The following is a 13,901-nucleotide window of genomic DNA, read 5'->3' on the forward strand; positions in this document are numbered from 1 at the left end:
GGCGAGCGGACGCGACCGGGCGGGCACGCCCGCGACGGGCGGGGAGTCGTCACCGTCCGAGGCCGCGGCGGATGCCGGGGTCCTCACGCGGCCCTCCGGCGGGCGCGGACCGGCCGGACGGAACCGCCGGGCGGCGTCACACGGCGTCGGAGCGCCAGGGCACGGGGGTCCCGAAGAGTTCGTCCTGGGCGCGGTCCCGGGCGGTCAGCAGCGCGCCCCGCAGGACCGCGCCGCCCCCCAGGGCGCTGGGCCGCACCTCGGCGGACAGGGGCGAGAGGGCGGCCAGGCGGTCCTGCACCCGGGAGGCGAGCGCCTCCCCGCCGGCCTGCCCGACCTCCCCGCCCAGCACCACGCACCCGGGATCCAGCAGTGCGACCACCGACGCGACGCCCACGGCGATCCGGCCGGCCAGCGCGTCGAGGAAACCCGCCCGGGCGGACGCCGGTCCGGTTCCCAGGACGGCCGCGCGGACCGCCCCCGCCGCCACCGGCTCGATGCCGGGCTCGGCCACGAGGCCGTACTCCCCCGCCAGCTCCGCGACCGCCGCCGCCCCGGCCAGGGAGTGGAAGCCGCCCGCGCAGTCCGTGGCCGACGGGAGGCCGTTCGTGCCCGGGACCGGGAGGAAGCCGATCTCGCCCGTGCCGCCGGAGGCGCCCCGGCGCAGGGTGCCGTCGAGGACCACGGCCGCGCCGGTGCCGTGGCCCAGCCACAGCAGGACGAAGGTGTCCCGGTCGCGGGCCGCCCCGTCGCGCTGCTCGGCCAGTGCGGCGAGGTTGGTCTCGTTCTCCACGCTGACGCGGGTCCGGGGAAGGCGCTCCTGGAGCGCGGCGACCAGGCGGCGGTGCCACTCGGGCAGGCCGGTGGAGTCGCGCAGTTCGCCGCTGGCGGGGTCGATCAGTCCCGGCGCGCCGATCCCGACGGTGTGCAGCCGGTCGGCGCCCGCCTCCTTCACCGTCCGCTCGACCAGCGCCACCGCCTGCTCCACGGCCGGTCCCGTCCCCGCGTCCCCGGTGATGGGCACGGACGCCTCGGCCAGTACCTCGCCGACGAGGTCGGAGACGACCACGGCGACGCCCTCGGTGCGCACGTCGAGCGCGGCCAGGTGGGCCCGGCCGGCGACGATGCCGTACAGCTTGGCGTTGGGTCCGCGCCGCTGCTCCCCCGCCTCCCCGACCACCGCGATCAGACCGGCGGCGGTGAGGCGCTCGACGAGGTCGGCGACGGTCGGCCGGGAGAGCCCGGTCAGCTGCTTCAGCCGACCCGCCGTCAGCGGACCCTCCCGCTGGAGCAGACGCAGGGCGAGCCGGTCGTTGATGGCTCTGGCGGTGCTCGGGGATGCGGCCATGCCGGGATCCTTCCAGATCGGCGGGACCGGTCGGGGCGCGGGACCGGCGGGACGGGGTCAGCCGTGCACCCCTTATCTTTCAGGCAGGTTCCCTGATAGTTTACGGCCGCACGCACGGAACGGACGGCCGAAGGGGGCGGGACGATGGGTGAAGTGGTCCACGGGCGGCACGAGGTGAGGCGGGCGCGGTACGCCGTGGCCGCGGTGTTCGCCGTGCACGGCGCCGTCACCGGCTCGTTCGCCACCCGCGTCCCCTGGATCCAGGACCACGCCGGGATCGGCGCCGGCCAGCTCGGGCTGGCGCTCGCCTTCCCCGCGCTCGGCGCGTCCGTCGCGATGCCGCTCGCGGGGAGCGTCAGCCACCGCTTCGGCGCCCGCACCGCCCTGCGCGGTCTGATCGCCCTGTGGACGCTCGCGCTCGTCCTCCCCTCGCTCGCCCCGAACCTGCTCACGCTCTGCCTGGCCCTGTTCGTCTACGGCGCCACGGCCGGGATGTCCGACGTGGCGATGAATGCGCTGGGCGTGGAGGTGGAGAACCGCCTCGACAAGTCGATCATGTCCGGGCTGCACGGCATGTGGAGCGCCGGCGCCCTGATCGGTTCGGCGGCCGGCACGCTCGCCGCGCACCTCGGCGCGGACGCCCGGCTGCACCACGGGCTCGCGGCCGCCGTCCTGACGGCGGTGGGCGTCACCGCCTGCGCCTGGGTGCTGGACCTGCAGCCCGCCGAGGACGAGGAGCCGCCGCCGCGGTTCGCGCTGCCGCCGCGCTCCGCGCTGCTGATCGGCGCGATCGGGTTCTGCGCGGTCTTCGCGGAGGGCGCGAGCCTGGACTGGTCGGCGGTCTACCTGCGCGACCAGCTCGACACCTCGGCCGGTCTCGCCGCCGCCTGCACGACCGGTTTCACGCTCACCATGGCGGTCGCCCGGATCGCCGGCGACCGGGTGGTGGACCGCTACGGCGCCGTCCGCACGGTCCGGGCGAGCGGTGTCCTCGCCGTCCTCGGCGGACTGCTGATCGTTCTCGCGCGGCATCCCGCGGTGGCGATGGGCGGCTTCGCCCTGATGGGGCTCGGCATCGCGGTGGTCGTGCCGCTGTGCTTCGCGGCCGCCGGCCGCAGCGGCGCCAACCCGAGCCTGGCCATCGCGGGCGTCGCGACCATCACCTACACCTCGGGGCTCATCGCCCCGAGCGCGATCGGGCTGCTGGCCCAGGCGACCAGCCTGATGGTGTCGTTCGTCCTGGTCACGGTGTTGTCGTGCGGTCTGGCCGGCTTCGCGGGCGTCCTGCGCGCCGGCGACCGCACGAAGATCACGCGTCCGGACGCAGCAGTTCCCGACCCGCGGCCCTGAACGCCTCGCTCCAGGGCGCCGGGCGCAGCGTCCCGGCGTCCAGGCGCACCAGCACCCGGCTGCCCCGCGCGTACGTCACCGCGCCGTCCCGCGAGCAGAAGCGGAAGCCGTAGGTCAGCCCGGTCCTGCCGAGCCGGTCCAGCCAGAGGTGGACGGCGTAGGCGCCGGGCCGGGTGACCGGCGCCTCGTAGCCGATCCGGAACTCCCTGACCGCGTTGCAGGCGTCACCGGCCGCGGCCCAGTCGCCCTCGAAGCGGACGCCCTTCTCCTGCCACAGCTCGGTCCAGGCCCGCTCGACCAGCAGCGGATAGCGGGCGTTGTGCAGCAGCCCCAGCGCGTCGAGGTCGTCGAAGTGGACGGTCACGGGGATCAGCCGGCCGTAGGACAGGGCGGGGGCGGTCGGGGCTTCGGCGGTCACGACGGGGCTCCTGGGAGGTACGGGATGAGTGCCGCCTACAACGAACAGCGGCGCGCCCTCATCCTAAGCAGACGCTCACCCGAGGCGGACGGGCCCGGCGGGCGGTCCGGAGCACCCCCGCCCACCCCCGACAATGGTCCGGACACGCTGCACGCACGACGAAAGCGACAACTCATGGATCTCGGCGTCCGCTGGACACTGCACGGCGACGGACGCACCCCGGCGCCGGGGGCGGTGGTCCGCCCCGACGAACGGCTCTCCTGGCCCCGCACCGCCGGGCTCGGCGCCCAGCACGTCGTGGCCATGTTCGGGGCGTCCTTCGTCGCCCCGGTGCTCATGGGCCTGGACCCCAACCTGGCGATCATGATGTCGGGCGTCGCGACCGTCGTCTTCCTGCTGGCCACCCGCGGCCGGGTGCCCAGCTACCTGGGCTGCTCGCTCTCCTTCGTCGGCGTCGCCGCGGTCATCCGGGCCCAGGGCGGGTCGAGCGCCACCGTCACCGGCGCGGTGTTCGTGGTCGGTGCCGCGCTGTTCCTGGTGGGGCTCGCCGTGCAGCGGTTCGGGGCGCGGATCATCCACGCCGCGATGCCGCCCGTCGTCACCGGTGCGGTGGTGATGCTGATCGGCTTCAACCTGGCGCCGGTCACCGCCGCCACCTACTGGCCGCAGGACCAGTGGACCGCCCTGTTCGTGATGCTGTTCACCGGCTTGGCGGTGGTCTGCCTGCGCGGCTTCTGGTCCCGGATCGCGATCTTCCTCGGGCTGGTCTTCGGATACGCCCTGTCCTGGGCGCTCGACCGGATCTTCGGGATGATCCACTCGGCGGACGCGAGCGGCAAGGTCACCGACCACTGGCGCCTGGACCTGTCCGCCGTGGGACAGGCCGACTGGATCGGCCTGCCGACCCTGCACGGCCCGTCGTTCGAGTGGTCGGCGATCCTGGTCGCCCTGCCGGTGGTCATCGCGCTGATCGCCGAGAACGCCGGGCACGTCAAGGCGGTCGGCGAGATGACCGGCGACGACCTCGACGACAGGCTCGGCACGGCGATCTCCGCCGACGGCGTCGGCTCGATGCTGTCCACCGCCGTCGGCGGTCCGCCGAACACCACCTACTCCGAGAACATCGGCGTGATGGCCGCGACCCGCGTCTACTCGACCGCCGCCTACTGGGCCGCCGCCGGCTTCGCCCTGATGTTCGGTCTGTGCCCGAAGTTCGGCGCGGTCGTGGCCGCCATCCCGGGCGGCGTGCTCGGCGGGATCACCGTCATCCTGTACGGCATGATCGGCCTGCTCGGCGCCCAGATCTGGATCAACGCCAAGGTGGACCTGCGCAACCCGCTGAACCTCGTGCCGGCCGCCGCGGGCATCATCATCGGCGTCGGCAACGTGACGATGGAGTTCACCGACACCTTCTCCCTCAGCGGCATCGCGCTCGGCACGCTCGTCGTCATCACCGGCTACCACGCGCTGCGCGCCTTCGCGCCCGCCCACCTCAAGACGCAGGAGCCGCTGCTCGACGAGGGCACGTCCTCCTACGACACGGCCGGCGAGGACGAGGCGGGCGGCGAGGGCACTCAGCGCGCCAAGTCGTAGGCGTACGACGGGGTGAAGGTGCCCGGCGCGCCCCTGCAGCCGTCCGACTCCTCCGGGAGCTTCACCCACAGGTAGGCGTCGATCCCCGGCTCGCCGGTGCTGAGGGTCGGGGTCCGGCCGAGCTTGCGGCCGGCCGGGTCGCACCACTCGCCGTCGGCCGGGGCGCCGGCGCCGTTGCGGCTGGTGTCGATCACCGCGCCGAGGCCCGGCGGCCCGTCGAGGGCGTCGAGCACGGCCCGGTCGTAGGCCACCTCGTCGGCCGTGCGGTGGAAGTTGGAGACATTGCTGAAGATGCCGTCGGAGGACGCGGCCGAGGCGGCCCCGGCCCGGCGCAGCCAGCCGGCCTGTTTCGCGGGCGCGTTCCAGCCGGAGTGCCCGGCGTCGAAGTAGACCCGGGCCCGGGGGTTGGCCTCCTTCAGCACCCGGCCGGCGCGGGCCAGCGAGGCGAAGCGGTCGGCACGCCGGCCGGCGGGGAGGCATTCGGCCTGGGCGACCGAGTCCGGCTCGAGGATCACGATGACCTCGCCGGTCCCCAGCCCGGCGGCGAACCGGTCGATCCAGCCGTCGTAGGCGCCGAGGTCGGGCGCCCCGCCCTGGGAGTGCCCGCCGCAGTCGCGGTCGGGTATCGCGTACGGCACGAGGACGGGCACGCGCCCCTGCGCCGCACCGCCGGACGCCACGGCACGCACCCGGGCGGTGATCGTGTCCGGGGAGTGGTCCGCGAACCACACCGCGGCCGGCCGGCCGGCGATCCGGGAGTCCACGACCGCGCGGCGCGGGTCGTCGGGGTTGGCCCGCACCCAGTCCAGGACCTGGGACCGGGGGTGGAGGTAGAGACCGGTGGACGCGGGGACCGCCTGCGGCTTCCGGCGGGGCCTCGACGCGGACGGCCCGGGACTCGCCCTCCTCTGCGGGCTCGCCTCCGCCTCGGACGGTGAGGGGGACCGGGTCGCCGGCGGGGAGGGCGGGAGCACGGCGGGCGGCGGTTCCAGGCGCGGCGACGAGGTCGCCGCCGGCCTCGCCGTGTCCGGGCCGCTCCCGTCGCCGACCGCCGTCATCATGCCGGTGACGCTGCCGACGGCGACCACCACGGAAGCCGCCGCGGCCATCGCGCCGCGCCGGGCGGCGCGTCGGCGCTCGGCCCTCCGCGCGGCCAGGCGCCGGGCACGCGAGCCTGACACAGTACTGCTCCCCCTCCCCCACGACGGGCGGGTTCCCCCGATCCGGGGAAGCGCCGGGCCCGTCGCCGTCGGCCCCAGCCTAAAGGTGCGACTCTGCGCTCATGGCGCAGTGCGAACAAGTCCTCACCCCCGTGGACGGGGTCCTCTCCCGTATGCGCGCCCTCGACGCGGCCCTGCCCGCGCGGGACGGGGTCGCGGTGTTCAACCGCGTCTACCTCGCGGTCACCGAGGCCGTGGACGGGTGCGTCGACGCGGGCCGCTTCACGGACGCCCGGGCGGCGATCACGCTGGACGTGCGGTTCGCGGAGCGCTATCTGGCGGCGGTCGACGCGGTGGCCCGGGAGCGGCGTCCGCCGGCCTGCTGGCGTCCGCTGTTCCAGTTCCGCCGCCATCCCGGAGTACGTCCCCTGCAGTTCGCGCTGGCGGGCATCAACGCGCACATCGGCCACGACCTCGCGCTCGCCGTCGTGGACACCTGCCGTACCCTCGCCTGCGAACCCGCCGAGCTCGAGGACGAGTTCGACCGGGTGGGCGACCTCCTCCTCTCGCTGGAGGAGCACATCCGCGAGGAGCTGACGCCGGGCCCCGATCTGCTCCGGATCGCCGACCCGCTGACCCACCTGCTCGGGGCGTGGAGCCTGGAGCGCGCCCGGGACGCCGCCTGGACGGCGGCCCGTGCCCTGTGGGCGCTGCGCCGGCTGCCGGACGTCGCGGGGGAGTTCACCGAACGCCTGGACACGGCGGTGGGCTTCGCCGGGCGCATGCTGCTCACCCCGTTGCCCGGCTGACCGGGCAACGGGGTGGTTCCCCGGCCTGCGCGCGGTTCGGCGGCGGTGGGCCGGGAGCCCGGCCGGCCGGGGGCGGCGCGAGGGGACGGCGCCGCACCGCCGGCCACGCCCGCGCCGGGAATCGAGGACTCAGTCCTCGGGCAGTTCCACCGGGGCGATCTCGTCGTAGACGTCGCCGGGGCCCGGGTTGCCGGGATCGGTCTCGCCGCCGAAGTGGTGCATGACGCCCCAGACCGCGTTCAGCGCGGTCTGCACGGCCCCCTCGGCCCAGCCGGCCGTCCAGGAGATGTCGTCGCCGGCGAGGAAGATGCCCCGCTTGTCCTCGGGCAGCCGGTCCTGCATGAAGTGGGTGAACAGGCGCCGCTGGTAGCGGTAGTGGCCGGGCAGGTTGGCCTTGAACGCGCCCATGAAGTAGGGCTCGTTCTCCCAGGAGACCGTGACCGGGTTGCCGATGATGTGCTTCCTGATGTCGACCTTCGGGTAGATCTCGCCGAGCGACTTCAGCATGACCTCCATCCGCTCGTTCGCGGACAGCGGCAGCCACTTCAGGCTGTCGTCGCACCAGGTGTACGACAGGCAGATCACGGCCGGCTTGTCCGGGCCGTCGTCCAGCAGGTAGGTGCCGCGGGTCATGCGGTCGGTGAGCGTCATCGACATGACGTCCCGGCCCGTCTCCTCGTCCTTGTCCAGCCAGAACGGCCGGTCCACCGGCACGAAGAGCTTCGAGCTCTCCATGTAGTGGGTGCGCTCGATCGCGGTCCAGTGGTCGATCGGGAACAGCGAGTCGTCGCAGGCGATCTTCGAGAGCAGCATCCAGGACTGGGCGGTGAAGATCGCCGCCCGGTACGTGCGGATGTCGCCGTTCGCGTCCGTCACCGTGATGTGGTTGCCCGCGGTGCGGTGCAGCCGGGTCACGGCCGGACGCGGCTCGCCGTCCGCGTGCAGGGAGCTCAGCGAGGTGCCGTACGGCCAGTGGACGATCTTCTCCGGCTCGCGCTCCCACAGGCGCAGCGGCAGCTGCTGGGAGCCGCCGACGATGCCGCGGTGGTGGTCGTCGGCCTCGGTGTAGACGACCCGGAGGATCTCCAGGATGGAGTTGGGGAAGTCGGTGTCCCAGCCGCCGGTGCCGAAGCCGACCTGGCCGAAGATCTCGCGGTGCCGGAAGGACCTGAAGGCCTCGGAGTCGCAGAGGAAGCCGTAGAAGGTCTGGTTGTCGAGCTTCTCGACGAGCTTCGACCAGATCTCCCGGATGCGCTTGACGTCCCGGTGCCGCAGGGCGCGGTTCATGTCGGAGAAGTCGGCGCCCTCCTCCAGGCACCTGGCCCAGGCGTCGGCCACGTCCCGGTACACCTGGGGCAGGTCGTCCAGGGTCTCGGCGTAGTGCGACTCGCCCTTGAGGTCGACGACGGTCGAGGGGGTCGCCTCGGCGAGGGGGTTGGGGAACGGGCGGGTCTCGAGGCCCACCAGGTCGATGTAGTGCTGGAGCGCCGTGGAGGACGGCGGGAAGCGCATCGCGCCCATCTCGGCGGTCAGGGACGGGTCGCAGCCCTCGAAGCCCACGGTCCGCAGCCGGCCGCCGATCCGGTCGGCCTCGTACACGACCGGCTTGAGGCCCATCTTCATCAGCTCGTACGCGGCGACGATGCCGGACAGACCGCCGCCGATGACCGCGACCTCGGTGCCGTGCTCGGTCGCGGGGATCTGCCCGAGGCCCGCCGGGTGGGCGAGGAAGTCGTCGTACGCGTACGGGAAGTCCGGGCCGAACATGGTGATCGGCGGCTGCTGCTCGTCGGCGTGCTCGACGGCGTTGGGCACCGTGGACGTCATGGGGTACGGACTCCTTGCACAAGAAAGACTGCGGGGGGGGGATGTCAGACGAGGGACCCGTAGAGGCCGGGGCGGCGGTCCTTCAGGTACGGGTTGTTCTCGCGGGAGGCGGCGAGGAGGACGGGGTCCGCGTCGGCGAGGACGAGCTCCTCCGCACGGCCGGCCCGGGTGCGGGCGACCCCGTCGGGTCCGGCGAGGGTGGACAGGCCCACGAACTCGAACTCGCCCTCGGGACCGACCCGGTTGACGTACGCGACGTACATCTGGTTCTCGAAGGCCCGCACCGGCACGACCGACTCGGCGACGAACTGGAACGGGTGCATCTGGGCCGTGGGCACCAGCAGGAGGTCGGTGCCGGCCAGGGCGTGGGCACGCACGTTCTCCGGGAACTCCACGTCGTAGCAGATCATCAGGCCGACGGTGAGGCCGTTCAGCTCGGCCTGCACGACCTGCCGGTCGCCCGGGGTGAAGTGGTCGCGCTCGAAGCAGCCGAAGAGGTGCGTCTTGCGGTAGTTCGCGAGGCGCGCGCCGTCGGCGGAGACGAGCTGGACGGAGTTGTGCACCGTGTCGCCGGCGCGTTCCGGGTAGGCGTAGGCGACGGCGATCCCGTGGCGGGCGGCCGTCTCGGCGACCGCGTCGGCCGCGTCGCCGTCGGCGGGTTCGGCGAGCCGGGCGATGTCGTCGCCGATCGCGTACCCGGTCAGGAACATCTCCGGGGTGACGAGCAGCCCGGCGCCCGCGGCGGCGGCGCGGCCGGCGGCCTCGTCGAGGACCTTGAGGTTCTCGGCGACGGATCCGGGCCGTCCGGAGCTCTGGAGCAGGGCGGTGCGCATGCGTGTTCCTCACCGGTACGCGGGGGTTCGGGGGCCAGATAGACGGTACGGTCGGCCGGCTCGGCCGGACAAGGAGGAGCCGTTGCGCGCCGGTGAGCGGTTCGTTGCGTCCCGGCCGGGGTCGGCGGCGATTCGTTGCGCGGCCCCCGCCGCACCGCGCACCCGCCCCGGATCGCGGGCCGGGGCGGGCGTCCCCCGCCGTACGGGAGGCGGGGGACCGGCGGCCTCACGGCCGTGTCCCGGCGGCCCGGGCCCGGGGCCCCGTGAGCAGCAGCGCCGCCGTCACCAGGTACGGCACCGCGAACACCGCGAAGGCGGTGCCGTGGGCGTTCCCCGAGGCGATCACCGCGTAGCCGCCGTAGACCGCGACCGTCGCCAGCTCCGTGCCCAGTCCCGCGACCGAGGTGAGGGTGGCGCGCCCGGTGCCCTCGATGCGCCGCTGGAGCCGGGCGTCGGCCAGCACGGTCGCCGCCTGGAAACCGCCGAAGGCGAGGGCGACGAGGGCGAGGGCCGCCGGGGTGCCGGCGGCCGAGCCGGCCGCCAGGGCGAGGCCGGCTCCGGCGAGCAGGACCGCGAGTCCCGTCGTGCCGAGGCGCTCGCCCTCCCCGGCGAGCAGGCTGCCGGCGGTGGCACCGGTCCAGATCAGCAGGAGCAGCCAGGGAACCGTCTGGTCGGCGACGCCGGTGCCCCGGACCAGCAGGGGCGTGTACTCGTCGAGGGCGCCCCACACGGCGCTCACGGCCGCGACGAGCAGCAGCGCCCCGCGCACCGACCGGTCGGCGCGGGCCTCGGCGAGTCCGGCGCGCAGGGTCGCCGTCCAGCCGTCGTGCCCGGCGGCCGGGGAGCGGTGTTCGGGGAAGCGGGTGGCCGTGGCCGCCGCCAGCAGGCACGCCAGCACGCTGGCGGCGCCGACGGCGGTGTGGCCGCCCCGGGCGAGCACGGGGCCGGCGAGTCCCATGGCCGCCATGACGGCGACCAGTCCGGCCGCGCGGGCCCGGCCCATGACCCGGGCGTAGCGGTCGGCCGCGTCGAGCCGTTCCAGCTCGTCGTGGACGAGTGCCTCCAGCGCGCCGCTGCCGAGCGCGCCGCCGGCGCCCCACAGGACGAAGCCGACCGCGAAGGCTCCGTACGACGGCAGCAGCACCCACAGGGCGAAGCCGGCGGCGGTGAGCAGCGGGCCGAGCCACAGCAGCAGCCGGCGGGAGACGGCGTCGGCCCAGGCGCCGGAGGGCACCTCCAGGGCCACGCCGGTGACCGACCAGAGGGCGAACAGGGAGGAGATCTGCCAGACCGTGAGCCCGGTGTCGCGGAACAGCAGCGCGTACACCGGGTAGAGCAGGACGAAGTCTTCGAGGAACGCGTAGGCGTACAGCGTGGTCGTCAGCCGTCGCACGCGGACGTCGGGCCCGCGCGTGGGCGTGAGAGTCATGAGGCCTTCCCGTAGGGGCGGTTCGGACACCGGACGTGGAGGACGTACGGCGCCCGAGGCGGCCCTCGGGAGGCGCGGCTGGTGGATCAATGTCGCCAGGTCATGACACCGATACTAGCCGGGCCGGACGGGGCCGGCCCCGTCTTTCCCGCACGGCCGGCCGCTCACGGCTCCCGGGCGGAGGGCTGGGGCGGCAGCACCACGTCCCCGCTGCGCTTGAGCCGTTGCCAGGGCAGCCGGTATCCGTTGACCGCGGTGAGGCACGCCTGGATGAGCACCAGGTACATCAGCTGGCGGTAGGCGATCTGCTGCAGCGGGAGCGCCCACAGGGGCCGCAGGCTCTCGCCGTCGAGGCGGAAGGCGTAGGCCGCGCAGGCGGCCTGCACGGCCAGCACGCCGGTCCACGCCAGCAGCGTGCCGAGCGGGTCGCCGAACACCAGGCCGTAGAGGGTCAGCAGGTCGATCAGCGGGGCGAGGAGGGGGGTGAGGATCTGGAAGACGGCCAGCAGCGGCAGGCCGAGGCGGCCGAAGCGGCCCGCGTGGCCGCGCTCGAACAGCGCGTGCCGGTGCTTCCACGCGGCCTGCATGGTGCCGTAGCTCCACCGGTAGCGCTGGCGCCACAGCTGCCGCGGCGTGGCCGGCGCCTCGGTCCAGGCGAGTGCGTCCTCGGCGTAGCGGATCTCCCACCCGGCCCGGTGGAGGGCCATGGTGATGTCGGTGTCCTCGGCGAGGGTGTCCCCGCTCATCATCCCGGCGTCCCGCAGGGCCGCGACGCGGAAGGCCCCACGGCGCCGGGGACGGTGGGCAGGCAGCGCAGCAGGTCGTACATGCGGCGGTCGAGGTTGAAGCCCATGACGTACTCGATGTGCTGCCACCGGCCGAGCAGGCTCCGGCGGTTGCCGACCTTGGCGTTCCCGGCGGTGGCGCCGACGGCGGGGTCGGCGAACGGCTGGACGAGGCGGCGGACGGTCGAGGGGGCGAAGACCGTGTCGGCGTCCAGCATCACGACCAGGTCGTGGGAGGCCCGCAGGACACCGGTGTTGAGGGCGGACGCCTTGCCGCCGTTCGGCCGGCGGACGACGGTGACCGACTGGAGGCCGAGTGACTCCGCGATGTCGGCGGTGCCGTCGTCGGAGCCGTCGTCCACGACGATGATCTCGACGGGATGGTCGCCGGCGGCGAGCGAGCGGAGCGTCTTGGCGATGCACAGCCTCTCGTTGCAGGCGGGGACGACGACGCTGACCGGCCGGGTGACGGGCCGGCCGGGGCCGGGGCGCGGGCGCCGGTGGGCGTGGTGGTGGGCGAGGACCGGCAGCAGCACGCACCGCGCGAGGACGAGCGCCCCGACGGCCAGCAGCAGCACGCCGACGACCGACACCACCGTCTGCGACACGGTCACGGCGGCCACGAACACCCGGCCCTTCCACAGGGTCGCGGTGTCGACGGGGCTGGTGAGGCTGTCGGCGCCGAGGAGGTCCGCGAGGGTGCTGAAGCGGTAGCCCTGGGCCTGGAGCCGGGGAATGAGGATCTCGAGCGCCTCGACGGTCTGCGACCGGTCCCCTCCCGCGTCGTGCAGGAGGACGACCGTTCCCCGGCCCGGCACGCTCGGCGTGGCCGCGTCGGCGATCGCCCGGGCGCCCGGCCGCTGCCAGTCCCGGGTGTCCTGGTCGATGAACGCCAGGACGTAGCCCTTGTCGCCCAGGTGCCGGGCGGCGGACCAGGCCGGCGCGTCCAGGGCGGAGGTGGTCGAGGAGTAGGGCATCCGCATGAGCGAGCTGTTGACGCCCGCGGCCCCGGCGAGGGCGAGCTGGGTCAGCGCCAGCTCGCGGTCGACGTCGCCCGTCGGCTGGGTGCTCAGGTCCCGGTGGGAGAAGGTGTGCACGCCGATCTCGTGGCCGGACCGGATCACCTCGCGCAGGACCCCGGGGTGGCGCACGGCCTGCTGGCCGGTGACGAAGAAGGTGCCGGGTGTGCCGTGGCGGTCCAGAACGGCCCGGACGCGGGGCGTCCAGACGGGGTCCGGGCCGTCGTCGAAGGTCAGGACCACCGTCCGGTCCGGTGCCCGGTAGGTGCTCGGGCGGCCACGGGTGAGGTCGACGACCGGGCCGCCGCCGGTGACCTCCCGGGGGACGCCGGCGGTCGGCCGTCCGGTGTGCCCCTCCTGGTCGCCGGAGAAGTCACGGGTCGTGTACCCCTCGGCCAGGAGCACCGAGACGACGAGGGCCAGCAGGACGAGCGGAACGGTGACGCGGAAGCGGTGCCGGGGCGGCAGGGGTGCCCGGGCCCGCCGCGGACCGGGCGTCGTCGGTGGGGGGCGGACCGGCCGGTGGGGGCGCCGCCGCATCAGGGGACCCCGGCCGCCGGTGTGTCGCCGGTCGGGGAGGCGCCCGGGGCGTCCGGGACCTCGGACGGCGTCTCGGGGGCGGGCGCGGGCGGGGTCGAGGGCGGGGCGGGCTGCGGCGTTCCGGGCGGGGGCTCGGGTGCCGGCGGGCCGTCCGTCCCGGGGGCGGGCGGGTCGTCCGTTCCGGGAGCGGGCGGGGGCGGCGGCGGAGGGGCGGGGTCGCTTCCCGTGCCGGGCCCGGGAGCGGCCGGGTCGCCGGGGGCCGGAGCGGCGGGCGGCTCCGGCGAGGGCGGCGCCCCCGTCACGGGTGCCTCCGGTCCGGCCGGGGGCGCCGGCCCGCCGGTGGGCAGCTGGACGCCGGGCGCGAGGAGCGGCGCTCCGGGAGTGAGGAGCGGGACGCCGGGCGGGCTCGGCGGGACGAGCAGCGGGACCGGCGGGGAGCCCGGGCCGGCCGCGGTCGTCGTGCCGTCGAGTCCCGGGCGGCCCGGACCGGTCGGGTCGCCGGGCAGCCGGGGCTCCTCGTCCGGGCTCCGCCGTTCCGGTGCGGACGGCGCCGCGAGGTCCGCGGGCAGCGGCGGCAGCATGGCCTCCGGCGCGAAGGGCGTCGCTCCCATCAGGCTCAGTCCCAGCACCGCCATGTACGCGGCCCCCAGTCCGGCCACGCCGTGTCCGGTGCGCCGGAGCACGCGCGCCCGCCGGCCGGAGGAGTCGACGAACACGGGGACGCCCGCATCGGTCGACGAGCCAATCCCTTTATGTCCGGAATCAGCATGATGCAGCATGCCGTCAGCGTACG

Annotated in this window: 10 protein-coding genes and 1 pseudogene; 3 read left to right on the top strand and 8 right to left on the bottom strand. The window is 74.9% G+C overall.

Features of this window, described 5'->3' with window-relative positions:
• Positions 1 to 136 precede the first annotated feature (136 nt).
• Positions 137 to 1,345, bottom strand: a complete 1,209-nt coding sequence (locus GL259_RS08250) for an ROK family transcriptional regulator (RefSeq protein WP_159530648.1) — start codon at positions 1,343 to 1,345, stop codon at positions 137 to 139.
• A gap of 144 nt (positions 1,346 to 1,489) precedes the next feature.
• Between GL259_RS08250 and GL259_RS08255 the strand changes: the two genes are divergently transcribed.
• The gene (locus GL259_RS08255) at positions 1,490 to 2,695 is read left to right on the top strand and encodes an MFS transporter (RefSeq protein ID WP_159530650.1); all 1,206 of its coding nucleotides are present in this window, start codon (positions 1,490 to 1,492) and stop codon (positions 2,693 to 2,695) included.
• Here the strand turns inward: GL259_RS08255 and GL259_RS08260 are convergent.
• Positions 2,655 to 3,113 (bottom strand): thioesterase family protein, encoded by a 459-nt coding sequence (locus tag GL259_RS08260; RefSeq protein ID WP_159530652.1) that lies wholly within the window; start codon positions 3,111 to 3,113, stop codon positions 2,655 to 2,657. The genes GL259_RS08255 and GL259_RS08260 overlap by 41 nt on opposite strands.
• A gap of 174 nt (positions 3,114 to 3,287) precedes the next feature.
• Here GL259_RS08260 and GL259_RS08265 point away from each other — a divergent pair, with 174 nt between their 5' ends.
• Positions 3,288 to 4,706 (top strand): solute carrier family 23 protein, encoded by a 1,419-nt coding sequence (locus tag GL259_RS08265; RefSeq protein ID WP_159530654.1) that lies wholly within the window; start codon positions 3,288 to 3,290, stop codon positions 4,704 to 4,706.
• Here GL259_RS08265 and GL259_RS08270 read toward each other — a convergent pair.
• On the bottom strand, positions 4,688 to 5,815 hold the full coding sequence (locus GL259_RS08270; RefSeq protein WP_159538468.1) for a glycoside hydrolase family 6 protein: 1,128 nt from the start codon (positions 5,813 to 5,815) through the stop codon (positions 4,688 to 4,690). The two genes, GL259_RS08265 and GL259_RS08270, sit on opposite strands and share 19 nt — an antisense overlap.
• Before the next feature lie 173 nt (positions 5,816 to 5,988).
• On the opposite strand from GL259_RS08270, the gene GL259_RS08275 reads away from it, so the two are divergent.
• Positions 5,989 to 6,675: a DUF5995 family protein gene (locus GL259_RS08275; RefSeq protein ID WP_159530656.1), complete on the top strand. Its 687-nt coding sequence runs from the start codon at positions 5,989 to 5,991 to the stop codon at positions 6,673 to 6,675.
• 129 nt (positions 6,676 to 6,804) lie between these two features.
• Here GL259_RS08275 and GL259_RS08280 read toward each other — a convergent pair whose 3' ends face one another.
• From GL259_RS08280 to GL259_RS08300, 5 genes and pseudogenes are all read right to left on the bottom strand, one after another.
• Entirely contained in the window at positions 6,805 to 8,502 is a 1,698-nt protein-coding gene (locus tag GL259_RS08280) for an NAD(P)/FAD-dependent oxidoreductase (RefSeq protein WP_159530658.1), read from the bottom strand.
• A gap of 44 nt (positions 8,503 to 8,546) precedes the next feature.
• The gene (locus tag GL259_RS08285) at positions 8,547 to 9,335 is read right to left on the bottom strand and encodes a carbon-nitrogen hydrolase family protein (RefSeq protein ID WP_159530660.1); all 789 of its coding nucleotides are present in this window, start codon (positions 9,333 to 9,335) and stop codon (positions 8,547 to 8,549) included.
• A 226-nt stretch (positions 9,336 to 9,561) separates the two neighbouring features.
• Positions 9,562 to 10,764, bottom strand: a complete 1,203-nt coding sequence (locus GL259_RS08290) for an MFS transporter (RefSeq protein ID WP_159530662.1) — start codon at positions 10,762 to 10,764, stop codon at positions 9,562 to 9,564.
• A 164-nt stretch (positions 10,765 to 10,928) separates the two neighbouring features.
• Positions 10,929 to 13,108 (bottom strand): annotated as a pseudogene (locus GL259_RS08295) (bifunctional polysaccharide deacetylase/glycosyltransferase family 2 protein).
• Positions 13,108 to 13,887, bottom strand: coding sequence for a hypothetical protein (locus tag GL259_RS08300; protein WP_243762275.1), 780 nt, complete (start codon positions 13,885 to 13,887; stop codon positions 13,108 to 13,110). Before GL259_RS08300 ends, GL259_RS08295 begins: the two are co-directional and overlap by 1 nt.
• Between the last annotated feature and the right edge of the window lie 14 nt (positions 13,888 to 13,901).

This window comes from Streptomyces sp. Tu 3180, assembly GCF_009852415.1.
Classification (GTDB): Bacteria; Actinomycetota; Actinomycetes; order Streptomycetales; family Streptomycetaceae; genus Streptomyces.